At 40.1% G+C, this 14,833-nt stretch carries 11 protein-coding genes; 8 read left to right on the top strand and 3 right to left on the bottom strand.

Translation table 11 applies throughout. The features are described from left to right. Positions 1 to 184 precede the first annotated feature (184 nt). From HWV03_RS05540 to glpC, 4 genes are all read left to right on the top strand, one after another. Positions 185 to 1,114 carry a LysR family transcriptional regulator gene (locus HWV03_RS05540; protein ID WP_211678850.1) on the top strand — a complete coding sequence of 310 codons (930 nt, stop codon included), beginning with the start codon at positions 185 to 187 and terminating at the stop codon, positions 1,112 to 1,114. A 168-nt stretch (positions 1,115 to 1,282) separates the two neighbouring features. Beyond that, positions 1,283 to 2,926, top strand: coding sequence for an anaerobic glycerol-3-phosphate dehydrogenase subunit A (glpA, locus tag HWV03_RS05535; RefSeq protein WP_211678849.1), 1,644 nt, complete (start codon positions 1,283 to 1,285; stop codon positions 2,924 to 2,926). Further along, on the top strand, positions 2,916 to 4,259 hold the full coding sequence (gene glpB / locus HWV03_RS05530; protein WP_211678848.1) for a glycerol-3-phosphate dehydrogenase subunit GlpB: 1,344 nt from the start codon (positions 2,916 to 2,918) through the stop codon (positions 4,257 to 4,259). The genes glpA and glpB overlap by 11 nt, the downstream gene beginning before the upstream one ends. Before the next feature lie 12 nt (positions 4,260 to 4,271). Next, on the top strand, positions 4,272 to 5,480 hold the full coding sequence (gene glpC / locus HWV03_RS05525; RefSeq protein WP_211678847.1) for an anaerobic glycerol-3-phosphate dehydrogenase subunit GlpC: 1,209 nt from the start codon (positions 4,272 to 4,274) through the stop codon (positions 5,478 to 5,480). A gap of 184 nt (positions 5,481 to 5,664) precedes the next feature. Here the strand turns inward: glpC and dbpA are convergent, their stop codons facing one another. Together dbpA and HWV03_RS05515 are read right to left on the bottom strand one after the other, a co-directional pair. Beyond that, entirely contained in the window at positions 5,665 to 7,065 is a 1,401-nt protein-coding gene (gene dbpA, locus HWV03_RS05520) for an ATP-dependent RNA helicase DbpA (protein WP_211678846.1), read from the bottom strand. 130 nt (positions 7,066 to 7,195) lie between these two features. Then, positions 7,196 to 7,402, bottom strand: coding sequence for a cold-shock protein (locus HWV03_RS05515; protein ID WP_211678845.1), 207 nt, complete (start codon positions 7,400 to 7,402; stop codon positions 7,196 to 7,198). 317 nt (positions 7,403 to 7,719) lie between these two features. Here HWV03_RS05515 and HWV03_RS05510 point away from each other — a divergent pair, with 317 nt between their 5' ends. The 3 genes from HWV03_RS05510 to fusA all read left to right on the top strand — a co-directional run bounded on the left by HWV03_RS05510 (position 7,720) and on the right by fusA (position 12,093). Then, a complete protein-coding gene (locus HWV03_RS05510) occupies positions 7,720 to 9,066 on the top strand; it encodes a DEAD/DEAH box helicase (RefSeq protein WP_211678844.1) in 1,347 nt (448 codons plus the stop codon). A gap of 185 nt (positions 9,067 to 9,251) precedes the next feature. Continuing rightward, on the top strand, positions 9,252 to 9,767 hold the full coding sequence (locus tag HWV03_RS05505; protein ID WP_211678843.1) for a DUF3087 family protein: 516 nt from the start codon (positions 9,252 to 9,254) through the stop codon (positions 9,765 to 9,767). A 238-nt stretch (positions 9,768 to 10,005) separates the two neighbouring features. Further along, the gene (gene fusA, locus HWV03_RS05500; RefSeq protein ID WP_211678842.1) at positions 10,006 to 12,093 is read left to right on the top strand and encodes an elongation factor G; all 2,088 of its coding nucleotides are present in this window, start codon (positions 10,006 to 10,008) and stop codon (positions 12,091 to 12,093) included. 247 nt (positions 12,094 to 12,340) lie between these two features. Here fusA and HWV03_RS05495 read toward each other — a convergent pair whose 3' ends face one another. After that, a complete protein-coding gene (locus tag HWV03_RS05495; protein WP_211678841.1) occupies positions 12,341 to 13,480 on the bottom strand; it encodes a cupin domain-containing protein in 1,140 nt (379 codons plus the stop codon). A gap of 309 nt (positions 13,481 to 13,789) precedes the next feature. On the opposite strand from HWV03_RS05495, the gene HWV03_RS05490 reads away from it, so the two are divergent. Then, entirely contained in the window at positions 13,790 to 14,446 is a 657-nt protein-coding gene (locus HWV03_RS05490; RefSeq protein ID WP_211678840.1) for a hypothetical protein, read from the top strand. The last annotated feature ends 387 nt before the right edge of the window (positions 14,447 to 14,833 follow it).

Genomic DNA, 14,833 nt, shown 5'->3' with positions numbered 1-14,833 from the left:
TTTTTCATAAATGATGTAGATAAGGTGTATAATATCGGTAACTTAATTATCAATCATTTAAAGATATAACATGTTACATATATTTTTGGTAATACGTTAAAATCATCCAAAAGCGTTACAAATAATAAACACTTAAAAACCAAAGGTATAAATATGAAAACATGTGACAAGGAGGGCTAAACGCTTGCAAAGTAATTCTTCTCTTGCCGACATCCGCGCTTTTGTAACTATTGCTGAACAAGGAAGCTTTACCAAAGCCGCTGAAGTTCTACAGTCATCTCGCGCCCATGTATCCCGTCAACTCGCACAGCTAGAGCAACAGTTAGGTGTACAATTGATTATTCGCACAACTCGAGCACAGCGCCTTACTCCTGTTGGCGAACAATTCTTTCAGCAATGCCTTAACTCACTGCAAACGATTAACCAAGCCGTAATCGCAGCCAAAGATGATACAGAACAATTAAAAGGCAACATTTGTATTAACTGTGTTGGCGGAGTGATTGGCGAGGATATCTTAACGAACATTATCAGCGAGTTTAATTTACAGTATCCCGATATTGAAGTTGAGCTCGACTTTAGTAGTCCTCGTGTAGATTTGATTGCAGAAGCTTTTGATTTGGTCGTGCGCATGGGGGAGTTAGAAGATTCAGGCTTGGTCGCTAGAAAGCTCACCGACATTAAAGTGCAGGTGTTAGCCAGTCCTGATTACCTTGCCAAGCACGCTGTCGTCGCTCATCCAAAAGATTTAGAACAACATAACTGCTTAACCGGTAGTATCAAGCGCTGGCGCTTCCATCAAAAATCACTTCAACACAATAATGCGCCAATACACGAAGTAGAGATACACGCGAAGGGTAACTTTAGTTGTAAGAGTGGTCGTGCATTAATTAACGCCGCTAAGAATGGTAATGGTATTGTGCGATTACCCGAGCTGTATTGCGACACTGAAATTAAGGAAAATACCTTAGCCCCTGCTTTAATATCAGCATCGCATGCAGAACAATGGCACTCACCGAATGTACCGCTGTTTCTGCTGTATCATCGCAATCGTTATCAACCAGCTAGATTAAAAGTATTAATTGATTTTATTTGCCAACACTTTAATCAATTTTAAAACCTGACAATAACAGGGCATTAGTCGTAATAGAACAGCTTTACGTATAAATGTTCGAATAAGAACATTGAACCATTCATTCGAACATTAATGATTAAGATCAATTCATCAATAATTATATTAGTCATACTTATAAATAGTTAATTGACATGAATATATGGATGAATCATGGGAAAGATAACCCGTTTCAATACCGAAGTATTGATCATTGGTGGTGGCGCGACTGGCACCAGTATTATGCGCGATTGCGCATTACGTGGCATAACATGCATATTGCTTGATAAAGGTGATATCGCCTCAGGTACAACAGGCCGTAACCATGGTTTATTACATTCCGGCGCGCGTTATGCAGTCACAGACAGCGAGTCAGCACGAGAATGTATTCAAGAAAACAAGATCCTCAAAGCTATCGCTAGTCACTGTATCGAAGACACTAGCGGGTTATTTATTACCTTACCAGAAGATGATCTAGATTTTCAACGTACCTTCATTGACGCATGCAGTAGCGCTGGTATCGACACACAAAGACTCACCCCACAACAAGCTATCGACCTTGAACCGAATGTAAACCGAAGTCTACTCGGCGCAGTCAAAGTCCCTGATGGCACCCTTGATCCATTCCGTTTATGTGCATCGAATGTATTAGATGCAAAAATCCATGGTGCAAAACTGCTTACCTATTCGATGGTAAAATCCTTAATCCGTATTGGCGATCGTATCATTGGCGCAAAATGTATTAATACTCGTACCAATGAACAGTTTGAAGTATACGCTCAAGAAGTTGTCAATGCGGCAGGAATTTGGGGTAAAAACATTTGCCACTACGCAGAACTAAACGTGCAAATGTTACCGGCTAAAGGATCGTTATTAGTATTCGAACACCGTATTAATAATCTAGTTATCAACCGTTGCCGTAAACCTGCCGATGCCGATATTTTAGTTCCCGGTGATTCAATTTCGTTAATTGGCACCACTTCCGAAGAAATTGATTACAAAGATATCGACGCCCTAAAAATCAGTGAGAGAGAAGTTAATATCTTAATTGAAGAAGGAGCAAAACTGTCACCAATACTCGCACAAACCCGAGTTTTACGGGCTTATGCTGGTGTTCGTCCTCTCGTTGATGTGGGGGGTGGTGATGGCCGAAACATCAGTCGCGGTATCGTATTATTAGATCATGAACAACGCGATGGTTTAGCCGGATTTAACAGTATTCTTGGTGGTAAGTTAATAACCAGTCGCTTAATGGCTGAAATGACCACCGATCTTATTGCCAGCAAACTAGGAAATACCAGCGGTTGTACAACCCATTTACAGTCACTACCCGGTTCTGTTGTTAATAAAAAGAGTAAACCTCAAAAAACAGTCTTCACAACCAAAGCAGCCACTCACCGTCACGGTGAAAATGCAGTTGCCACATTTGACCAAAGCACTAAAGGTAAATCCATTGTCTGTGAGTGTGAAATGGTGTCTGTTGGTGAGATTGAATACGCCATCAAACAACTCGATGTCACCAACTTAGTCGATTTAAGAAGACGTACCCGTCTCGGGATGGGGTCGTGTCAGGGTGAACTGTGTACCTATCGTGCTTCCAGCCTATTTTGTGATTTTGCCAACTGTAGCGGTCATGAATCAAGTAAATTATTAATGCAGTTTTTTGAAGAACGCTGGAAAGGCATTAAGCCGGTGTTATTTGGTGATGCACTACGAGAAGCCGAGTTTACCTATTGGCTGTATGAAGGACTTTTCGGCGCAACAGACATTAACAAGCTAGGCGAAAAACAAGAAGATAAGGAATATTATGAAATTTGATAGCATCATTATTGGCGGTGGTATTGCAGGCTATACCGCGGGATTACGCAGCCTCGAAGCTGGATTAAAAACAGCTATCATTTCAAATGGTCAAAGCGCCCTGCACTTTTCATCAGGCTCTATCGACCTACTTTCGCATACGCCAACGGGCAAGGCCATTCGTAATCCTGCAGCGATATTTGACAAATTTACCGATGAATTTCCTAGCCATCCTTATAGCAAGGTAGGTAAAAACACCGTATTTGAATCGCTTGAATGGTATAAAAACTTGCTCACCAACGCTGGAATTTCATTACTGCAGCAAGACAATGGTGACAATCATCTGCGTATCACCCCACTAGGCACATTAAAATCGACCTGGTTATCGCAACCTTATGTGCAGCAGCTACCAATGCGCCTAACGGAACATAGCATCACGCGAATTGTAGTCGTGCAAATTAATGATTTCCGCGATTTCAATGCCAAAATGATGACGGATAATTTGATCCAAACACCTGAATTTAAAGACGTTGAAATAAGTAATACCAGCATTTCGATTGATGGATTCTCAGGACTGAAACGTAATGCTTGTGAACTGCGTTCGATTGATATTGCCCGTATCTTAAGTAACGAAAGTGAGGTTGAAGCACTAGCAACTAAGCTAAAGGCTATCGCAACATCTAATGACTTGGTGATCATCCCCGCAATTACAGGTAATGGTATGGGGCTGTCTGTCCTTAACAAATTACACGCATTAACCAATCTGACGTTTCATGAAGTACCGACTATGCCACCTTCAATGTTGGGGATCCGCCTTGAAGAAACCATGATTGATTTATTCATCAAGCGTGGCGGCATGCTGTTAAAAGGCGATCAAGTCACCCATGGTGATATGGCTGAAGATAACGGCAAGTTAACCCTTAAGCGCATTTACACCCGTAACTTAGAAACCATGCCATTAACCGCAGACAACTATATTTTCGCATCTGGTAGCTTTTTTAATAAAGGGTTAATTGCTCACCATAACAAATTGCAGGAGCCTGTTTTTGATTTAGACATGAATAGCATTGAAGCACGCAGTACCTGGTACAACCCACAATTTTTTGCGGCCAATTCACAGCCATTTTTATCCCTCGGCATTAAAACAAACCAAGCATTTAACCCCATGCTAAAAGGCAAAATAATCAATAATCTATTTTGTGCAGGTTCGAATTTAGGTGGCTACGATCCTATCGCCGAAGGCTGTGGCAGCGGTGTCGCGATAAGTACTGCTTATCACGCCGTAAATCAGTTATTACAACAACGTAGCGTAAAAGCTCATTCACAACAACCAATCAGCAACAGCTTGGCATAAGGGGATAACACAATGAATTTAGCATCAACACGTTTTGAAAAATGCATCAAGTGTACTATTTGCACCGTATATTGCCCAGTTGCCAAAGCCAATCCAAATTATCCAGGGCCAAAAGAATCGGGCCCAGATGGTGAGCGATTAAGAATAAAAAGCCCAGAATATTATGATGAAGCATTAAAGCTTTGCACTAACTGTAAGCGCTGTGAAACGGCTTGTCCGTCCAACGTCAATGTCGGTGATATTATTGCGGTGGCACGCGGCAAGTTTGAGAAGAAAAAACTTAATCCAAAATTAATGCGTGATTACATTTTAAGTCACACAGATTTATTCGGTACATTATCGACACCTGTCGCACCCTTGGTAAACAAGATCACTGATTCGAAAATTATCAAAACCATCATGGATAAAACCGTGGCGATTGATAAGCACAAATCCTTACCTAAATATTCATTTGGTTCGTTTAGGCATTGGTATAAAAAACAAGCCAATACACAAATCCAGTTTGAACGCCAGATCAGCTATTTCCACGGCTGTTATGTTAACTACAACAATCCGCAGCTTGGCAAAGATTTAGTTAAAGTATTAAATGCCATGAATATCGGCGTCAAATTATTGAAGAAAGAAAAATGCTGTGGTGTGCCGCTGATCGCCAATGGCTTTCATGACAAAGCTCGTAAAAATGCAGAATTTAATGTTAAACACATGACCGAAGCTGTCGAGCAGTTTAATACCCCTATTCTATCAACATCATCAACTTGCTCGTTGACCTTAAAACAAGAATTCCCGCATGTATTAAAAGTCGATAACAGCAAGATTTCCAATAAACTTGAATTCATCACGCGATTTTTATTACGTGAATTTATGAATGGCAATATGCCAGAATTAAAACCCGTAAATAAAACTATTGTCTACCATACACCCTGTCATTTAGAGCGCAGTGGTTTGGCTATATTCACTATCGAACTGTTACGCACTATTCCCGGCTTAAATGTCATTGTACTGAACAGTGAATGTTGTGGATCTGCCGGTACTTATGGTTTTAAGAAAGAAAACTATGAGGTGTCGATGAAGATAGGTAAAGGTTTGTTTGAACAGATTAAACAGGCGAATGCTGACTTTGCTATTACCGATTGTGAGACCTGTAAATGGCAAATTGAAGAGAACAGTAATTTAGAAACTATCCACCCTGTAAGTTTACTAGCGCAGTGTTTAATCGATTAAAGCGTTATACGCTTATCGGTGTTCACTTATAGAGAGCGATAATAAGTAATAAAAATAGATAGAAAATAATAACGGTCAGTAACGAGTCATTCGATCGCTACTGACCGTTATCCCCAAACGACTTCAAGCTGCTAATATCCCGTAGGACAAACCGAATGAAGGTATCTTAGGTATATATTAATGATTAATCGTTAAATGAACGTACAATCCAAGCGCGGAACGTACGGCCTTTCAATTTACCTTTACCAATTTTCTGTACAGCCGCTTTAGCAACTTTACAGTCAACAGCAACATAAGCACAGTGATCAAACAGTTGGATTTTACCAACTAGCTTACCATCAATACCGTCTTTACCTGTTAATGCACCTAAGATATCACCCGCACGTACTTTCTGCTTTTTACCACCATCAATACGGATACATTCCATCGGTGGTGTCATTGGTGATTCATTTAAGACACTTTCTGGTGGTAGGGTTTCTGCCGTAATCATACCAAAACGATCTTCTAATAACGCAACTTGGTATGCTTCTTTATCATCAAATATAGTACAAGCAATACCTTTACTACCCGCACGACCAGTACGGCCAATACGGTGAACGTGAACTTCACTGTCATGCGCAACTTGGAAGTTAATCACAGCATCTAGAGAGTCAATATCCAGACCACGTGATGCAACGTCAGTCGCTACCATGATAGAAATACTCTTATTAGAAAAACGCACTAACGCTTGGTCGCGATCACGTTGTTCTAAATCACCGTGCAGAGCAATGATACTAAAGCCAAAATGGCCTAATTCATCAGCAACATCTTGCACATCTTTCTTGGTATTACAGAAAATAACCGTTGATTCAGGTTTGTGCTGTAGTAATAATCCGCGAACCGTATCTAAACGTTCGCCAAAGTTTTTCACTTTGTAGAAATGCTGTTTGATTGAGCTATCGTCATGCGTCGCTGCAACTTCAACCATTTCAGGATTGTTCATTATTTTCGATGCAATCGCTTGGATTTTTTTCGGGAAAGTAGCACTGAATAATAATGTTTGACGATCACTTGGTGCTTTTTCGACAATTGCGTCAAGTGCATCTTGGAAACCCATTTCTAGCATTCGATCCGCTTCGTCCAGCACAAATGTTGTTAGATTATCTAATCGTAACGTGCCTTTGTTTAAGTGATCTAATACACGACCTGGTGTACCAACAATAATATGTGCTCCATGTTCTAATGAACCGATTTGTGGACCAAATGGCATACCACCACACAGCGTTAATACTTTAATGTTGTGAATAGCACGTGCCAGTTTACGAATTTCTTTAGCAACTTGGTCTGCTAACTCACGTGTAGGACAAAGCACTAACGTTTGAATACGGAAACGTTCAACGTCTAAACGCTGAAGTAAACCTAAACCAAAAGCAGCTGTTTTACCTGAACCAGTTTTACCTTGGCCAATTACATCTTTACCTTCAAGAATACTCGGTAAGCTTTGTGCTTGGATAGGTGTCATTTCGGCATAACCGAGAGACTCAAGATTAGAGACAAGCTCTGGACGTAAATTTAGAGAAGAAAAATCAGTTTGGCTCACAGGCATACCTTTAATGGTTATAATAGATAAAACAAAAAGGGCAAGCTCCGAAGAACATGCCCTTTATACTTAAACTTTTTGATTCATCATCAATCCATTTAAGTTAACAATCTTAGTGACTATTAATTCAAAAGAATTAAAGTACTACGATGTTTTCTGCTTGAGGACCTTTTTGGCCGTCAACAACAGTGAATTCAACTTTTTGGTTTTCAAGAAGAGTACGGAAACCGTCGCTCTTGATAGCGCTGAAATGTGCGAACACATCAGGGCCGTTGTCTTGTTGAATGAAACCGAAACCTTTAGTTTCGTTGAACCATTTTACTGTACCAGTAATTGTAGACATAATAGAATCCTATTTATCAGAGTAATTTAATTGGCATAAAGCCGGTGTTGCTGGAAGTGTTACTACTTACTTATGATCAAACAGGACGAGGTACTAAAAAAAACTTCGAAATGGAATTCATTCATAAAACTAACCTTAAAGCTGCTGCGAATTATATAGACTTAAAATTAGCTGTCAACAAAGTTATTTACCATTGCGCTATAGATAGCAATAATTATCTAGTTTGCACTTAGACAGTCTATCATGTACCCTGCAGCACCGCTGTTATACTAAGCACAATCCATTAAATAGCAACCATCTAGATAAAGAGACACTATATGAGTTTTACCGACCTCGGTTTATCCGCACCAATCCTAAAGGCTGTAGCAGAAAAAGGCTACGACACACCATCGGCAATTCAGGCGCAAGCAATACCAGCTGTACTGTCAGGTAGGGATGTAATGGCTGCGGCACAAACAGGGACAGGTAAAACAGCTGGTTTTACTCTACCTATTTTAGAAAAGTTAAGCCAAGGCCCACGTCCACGAGCCAATCAAGCACGTACATTAATCTTAACGCCGACACGTGAACTAGCAGCACAGATTGCAGAAAACGTTGAAGTATATAGCAAGCATTTACGTTTAACTTCGACAGTGGTATTTGGTGGCGTTAAAATTAACCCACAAATGGCGCGTTTACGTCGTGGTGTTGATATCTTAGTAGCAACGCCTGGCCGTTTATTAGATTTATATAATCAAAACGCTATTCGCTTTCACCAATTAGAAATTTTGGTATTAGATGAAGCCGATCGCATGCTTGATATGGGTTTCTTACGTGATATCCGTAAAGTCCTTGCAGTGCTACCACAAAAACGTCAAAACTTATTATTCTCAGCAACCTTTTCTGATGACATCCGCCAACTTGCTAAAGGCTTAATCAACGATCCAGTTGAGATTTCAGTGACGCCGCGTAATGCAGCTGCTAAATCGGTTGAACAATGGATGCACCCGGTTGATAAGAAGAAAAAACCACTTCTTTTAACACACCTAATTAAAGAAAACGACTGGAAGCAAGTGTTGGTATTTACTAAAACTAAACACGGCGCGAACAAGTTAACCAAACACCTAGAAGAGCAAGGTATTAATGCTGCTGCTATTCACGGTAACAAGAGCCAGAGTGCACGAACTAAAGCACTAGCGAACTTCAAATCAGGTGAAGTAAGAGCACTTATTGCGACTGATATTGCCGCTCGTGGTATCGATATCGAACAACTACCACAAGTAGTTAACTTCGATTTACCAAACGTACCAGAAGATTATGTTCACCGTATCGGTCGTACTGGTCGTGCTGGCGCTGAAGGTACTGCAATCTCATTAGTTTGTCATGACGAAATTAAAGAGCTTGTAGCGATTGAACAATTAACGCAGAAGCACCTTGAGCGTGTTGTTGTAGACGGTTTTGCACCAATGGATTCATTCCCGACTACACCGGGTATTCGTCCACCAAAAGCGAAAAAGCCAAAAAGAGATCATCAAGATGGTCAACGTTCAGGTGAAAATTCACGTGGTCACAAGCCGGCAAGTAAGAACCGTCGTCACACAGGCCCACGCAGTGAAGTAAATCCATCAGCAAATAAAGGCAACCGTCGTCGTCCTGCTGGCTCTGCAAACAATAGCGCGAAATAGTCGTATTGCACATTGTCTTTAATCACAAGGCAATGTGCTTCTTTAAGAATCCTTTAACACGCCAAGTTTGACGCCCCCCAATTCAATCTACTCGCAATTTATTTAATCATTTGTCCTTAGTTAATATTATTATTTACGTCCGTATTTGCTAGAATATTCACTCTTCATTAAAGAGCGGAAAGTAAATGAAATTACAACAAATAAACAAAGTTCGTTACCGTAAACACTTAAACATGGCGAGTATTGTCGCTACAGCCGTGTTAATCGCGTTTGCATTGTTTTATGGTCAAGTTTTAATTCATTTTTTTGCCGAGCCTGACAAGGATAATTTTAAACTAAATTTAGCTGGTGTGATCCTTGGTGTGATTAGCTTATTGGTCGTATTTAACCTTATCCGCCGCCATCCTTATTTAGTTGAAGTCATGTATGTCTGGAAGCTAAAACAAGAAAACAATAAGATTTACCGTAAGCTTCACCATATCCAAACAGCCTTAAGTGACAGTGACAACACCAATATAGATGCCATTACCATCCTAAACTACTATTATGCCGCATCGAAGCAACTGTACCATTTAGACAACAATACATTAACGATGGAAAGTTTAACGGCCGACATAACAAAGTTAGATAGTCTCATAACAGAAAAGAATTTAACCATTACCCTTGATGACTATAATTCAAGCTTATTAAAACAGTTTTGAATCATATATAGGTAAGTATATAAAAAACAGGCTCGGCTAAAATTGCGCCTGTTTTTAGAATATAAACCCAACTTTTTTACCTGGAATCCTATTTTTATAGCCTTAATGCAAATTAATTATATCGAAATGGAAAAAAACACCGTAAATGCATCTTATAGCCCCCTATCTCTTTTTTGTTCTCAAAAAAACGTGATATACTCCGCGCGAATCTTTAAATAAATAAATTATAGAGAACATAATGGCAGATTTATCTAAATACAGAAATATCGGTATCTTCGCTCACGTTGATGCTGGTAAAACAACAACAACTGAACGTATCCTAAAACTTACTGGTCAGATCCACAAAACTGGTGAAGTTCATGACGGTGAATCAACTACAGATTTCATGGAACAGGAAGCTGAGCGCGGTATTACTATTCAGTCAGCAGCTGTAACTTGCTTCTGGGATAATCACCGTTTTAACGTTATCGATACTCCTGGACACGTTGACTTCACAGTAGAAGTTTACCGTTCACTTAAAGTACTTGATGGCGGTATCGGTGTTTTCTGTGGTTCTGGTGGTGTTGAACCGCAATCAGAAACTAACTGGCGTTATGCGAATGACTCAGAAGTTGCTCGTATCATCTTCGTTAACAAATTAGACCGTATGGGTGCTGATTTTTACCGTGTTGTTAAGCAAACTCAAGACGTACTAGATGCTAACCCACTAGTAATGGTTCTACCAATCGGTATCGAAGACGATTTCGTTGGTGTTGTTGACCTTCTTACACGTAAAGCATACGTATGGGATGAAACTGGTCTTCCAGAAAACTACGAAATCACAGATGTTCCTGCGGACATGGCTGACAAAGTAGAAGAATACCGTGAGATGCTAGTTGAAACTGCTGTAGAGCAAGACGATGATCTATTAGAAGCTTATATGGAAGGTACTGAACCTTCTATTGAAGAAATCAAACGTTGTATCCGTAAAGGTACACGTACAATGGACTTCTTCCCAACTTACTGTGGTTCAGCATTCAAGAACAAAGGTATGCAACTAATTCTTGATGCTGTTGTTGATTACCTACCTAGCCCAACAGATGTAGATCCTCAACCGCTTACTGATGAAGAAGGCGAACCAACAGGTAAATTTGCACTTGTTTCAAGTGATGAAACTTTTAAAGCGTTAGCATTTAAAATTTCAGATGACCGTTTTGGTGCACTTACTTTCGTTCGTATCTACTCAGGTACATTGAAGAAAGGTGATACGATCCTTAACGCTGCAACAGGTAAAACTGAGCGTGTTGGTCGTATGTGTGAAATGCAAGCTGACGATCGTAACGAATTAACTAGCGCTCAAGCTGGTGACATCATTGCAATCGTAGGTATGAAAGGTAACGTTCAAACTGGTCACACTTTATGTGATCCGAAAGATCCTATCATTCTAGAAGCAATGGTATTCCCTGAACCAGTAATCTCTATCTCTGTAACACCTAAAGATAAAGGTTCTACTGAGAAAATGGGTATTGCGATCGGTAAAATGGTTGCTGAAGATCCAACATTCAAGGTTGAAACTGACCAAGATTCAGGTGAAACAATCCTTTCAGGTATGGGTGAACTTCACCTAGACATTAAGGTTGATATCCTTAAGCGTACATACGGCGTTGATCTAGTTGTTGGTGCTCCGCAGGTTGCTTACCGTGAAACTATTACGCAAGAAATTGAAGATAGCTACACGCATAAGAAACAATCTGGTGGTAGTGGTCAATTCGGTAAAATCGATTACCGTATCAAGCCAGGTGAACCTGGTTCAGGTTTCGTTTTCACAGCATCAGTTGTTGGTGGTAACGTTCCTAAAGAATTCTTCCCAGCTGTTGAGAAAGGCTTCAAGAGCTTGATGGACACTGGTGTTCTAGCTGGCTTCCCAGTACTAGACGTTGAAATCGAACTATTCGATGGTGGCTTCCACGCAGTGGATTCATCAGCAGTAGCATTCGAACTTGCTGCACGTGGTGCATTCCGTCAGTCTATCCCTAAAGCGGGTGCTCAACTGATTGAACCTATCATGAAAGTTGACGTATTCACGCCAGACGATCATGTTGGTGACGTAATTGGTGACCTTAACCGTCGTCGTGGTATGATCGCAGGTCAAGAAGCTGGTAATACTGGTGTTCGTATTAAAGCTGACGTACCTCTTTCAGAAATGTTTGGTTACATCGGTTCACTACGTACTATGACATCTGGTCGTGGTCAGTTCTCTATGGAGTTCTCACACTACAACCCTTGTCCAGCTAACGTAGCTGAAGGCGTTATCGCTAAAGTTAAAGAAGAGAACGCTAAAAAATAAGTAATTATTTTTAGTTAATCTTCCTAACCCCAGTTATGCAAATAGCTGGGGTTATTTTTTTCCTGAAAAACAGTGAACGCCCTCCTACCCGATTTCAGCTTAGCCGATAATGTTTAACCTCTTTTCTTACCCTCTACTCTACTAGCTTTACTATTACTGCCAAATTACAGACAAAAAAAAGCACCAAGACCATCAAGCCTTAGTGCTACTGATTGTGCTTATTGACTCAGCTAACAGCGTATTACCGTTATTCGAAGTGCCAGTAACCTAAATTAACCCATTCAATCAACAGTTGACCAAATACTTTATCTTCCATTAATACTTCAAGTTCTTTTGCTGACTGCTCAGTGGTGTTGCATAACGTCTGTACACTTGCAGCAATGCTTGCGTCAAAGTCATAACGCTCACCATCAATAAAGCAACTCGTTGGCATTTCAGGGAAGTATAATGTCTTCAATCCATTCACTTTACGTAAGTAAGACTCCATGCCAATTTCATCTACTACAATCGCGTAATCTGCAATGTAACCACCTTCAGGAGCCACTAAATCTAATTCGTGCGCAGATTCACTGTAATGACGGCCAAGAAAATCATGCATAACGCTTTTATCAGCCATTAACGATGTCATGATATCTGTTAAACCTTGAACTTCACTAGGTTCGATAGAACCATGCTGTGCACGTGGTTGTAACTTAGGATCGCTATAACGAACAAACTCTTTGTCCTGTTGTAATAGGTAATCACCAAAGTCATTTAACAGTTCTTTCTGGTCTTGCGCACGGAAACCAACAGAGTAGTTAATCGCTTCGCCAACAGCATAACCTTCATGCGGTGCATAAGGCGGAATATATAAAATATCACCAGGTTCTAATACTGTATCAATAACGGCATCAAACGCTTCACAATGCTTCAGCGCGCCGTTTGCAGCAAACTCTTGAGGATTCATATCCTGAGCGCCAACACGCCAGTGACGCTTGCCTAGACCCTGAATGATGAATACACAGTAACGATCGATATGCGGACCTACACCACCTGTATCTGTGCTGTAAGATACCATCAGATCATCAAAGCGCCAGCTAGGAATAAAATTAAACGTATTTGCTAATTCAGCGGAAGGATCATGCCAGTGATTAATCGCTTGCACTAAGATAGCGGCGCCCGGTGCTTCCATACGCTCAAAGTCAGTAAACGGACCGCATTTAGCTTCCCACTTACCATCTTCACGTGAAACCATACGTGACGTAATCTCTTCTTCCATCGCTAAACCAGCAATTTCATCCGGGCTGATTGGATCGATAAAGTCCTTGAATCCCGCTTTAATTAACAGTGGTTTTTTCTGCCAATAATTTTCCATGAAATCAGCAATATCAAGATTTAATTTATACATAGTCAACCCGTATTCAATAATCGAAGTAATAGAGCGCGTATCATAGGTATTTTCGCGATAATAGCAAGTCCCTGTTCACCTAGAGTCGCCATTTAAATTTTATTACTGGCTTATTTGAGGCGCGAGTTTTACAACAAGATCCTGATCGCTTAACACTAAAAGCATATGAGCCCAGCATTATCATTTAGCAAAGCATAGCCTTACTTTTACTTACACACCCATTTCTTGTTAAATTTAATTATATGGTATATTACATACATCTCCGTCACACGAGATAACATTGAATAATCAAAAATATCAGAAGGATATATGTCAGGAAATAAATTCTACAATAGCTTAAACAATTACTCATCAAAGCTATCTAAGTCACAACAGCGCCACACTATTGACAAATTAGACATTACAGATACAAACGGATTTTGTTCCGACTTAGCCATCATTTGGTTGAAGGAGCAATTAACTCATCGTTTTTATCAAAGAACGCAATTTCCCCGGCTAGCGCATAAAAATGTAGTGGATAGTAAAAGGGCAAAGAAAGTTACAGGCATCGCTAATATAATGCAGAAACAAGCACGGCAAGTACCGGGCTATAGTGGCTCGCAGCAAATTGCAATACTTGCTCGAACACTGGAGCTACAGTCTAAACCCCTCATTAACTGGAAGGGCGCTGAATTTTCAACACTAGCTGGTTATTTAAAGCGTTCATCAAGTCTGGGAAAAAGACAATACGGTGCTCTTATCTCTTTCTCAGTCGATGATTCACTCCACTGCATCGCCTTTTATTATAATCAAGGAGTATTAACATTCTTTGATGCGAACGCAGGTTCCTACTTAATAAATGGCAAGCTAAATGAAACAAACAACGTCTCAGATTTCATTGCAAATTATAAGTCGGTATGTCTGCCTAAAAAGTGGCCGAGTGCAAAAATTGGCGATAGACTAACCACAACCTTAATACATACCTAACAGGTTATATTTTAATAACAGCGTTATAACCTCTATCGCGCGTTGATCCAAAGCCTGAACCACCAACTTTGTGTATCTGAGTTCACATTCATTCTAATCTCCGTTAATAAGTCAGGATTTACCGGTCTCACTTTCAAACTGAATAATCTCCTGCTGACCAGAAGAGTTACTGGTCACACTCCAATTCAGAACTTATTATCTACGTTCACAAATTATCGGTAGCTAACCTTGTCCTTTTTTAGATATATAATGTCTCTAACTCGAAAGTCACATAAGAAAACATTCTGTAGTATTAGCTTATTGAAGGTCATTTATTGTGGCTGAAATAGCATAACGCCCTCGATGTAATTACTTATCTAAACAAATAATTCGTGTATTGTCGCGTAT

The sequence above is a fragment of the Moritella sp. 36 genome (assembly GCF_018219415.1).
In the GTDB taxonomy this organism is placed as follows: domain Bacteria; phylum Pseudomonadota; class Gammaproteobacteria; order Enterobacterales; family Moritellaceae; genus Moritella.
This window is presented reverse-complemented; position numbering and strand designations above follow the sequence as displayed.

Coding starts and splice junctions, on each gene's coding strand:
- HWV03_RS05490 (WP_211678840.1), top strand. CDS start 13,790: ATGTCAGGAAATAAATTCTACAATAGCTTAAACAATTACTCATCAAAG.
- HWV03_RS05515 (WP_211678845.1), bottom strand. CDS start 7,402: ATGTCTACAATTACTGGTACAGTAAAATGGTTCAACGAAACTAAAGGT.
- HWV03_RS05505 (WP_211678843.1), top strand. CDS start 9,252: ATGAAATTACAACAAATAAACAAAGTTCGTTACCGTAAACACTTAAAC.
- glpC (WP_211678847.1), top strand. CDS start 4,272: ATGAATTTAGCATCAACACGTTTTGAAAAATGCATCAAGTGTACTATT.
- glpB (WP_211678848.1), top strand. CDS start 2,916: ATGAAATTTGATAGCATCATTATTGGCGGTGGTATTGCAGGCTATACC.
- HWV03_RS05495 (WP_211678841.1), bottom strand. CDS start 13,480: ATGTATAAATTAAATCTTGATATTGCTGATTTCATGGAAAATTATTGG.
- dbpA (WP_211678846.1), bottom strand. CDS start 7,065: ATGCCTGTGAGCCAAACTGATTTTTCTTCTCTAAATTTACGTCCAGAG.
- HWV03_RS05510 (WP_211678844.1), top strand. CDS start 7,720: ATGAGTTTTACCGACCTCGGTTTATCCGCACCAATCCTAAAGGCTGTA.
- glpA (WP_211678849.1), top strand. CDS start 1,283: ATGGGAAAGATAACCCGTTTCAATACCGAAGTATTGATCATTGGTGGT.
- fusA (WP_211678842.1), top strand. CDS start 10,006: ATGGCAGATTTATCTAAATACAGAAATATCGGTATCTTCGCTCACGTT.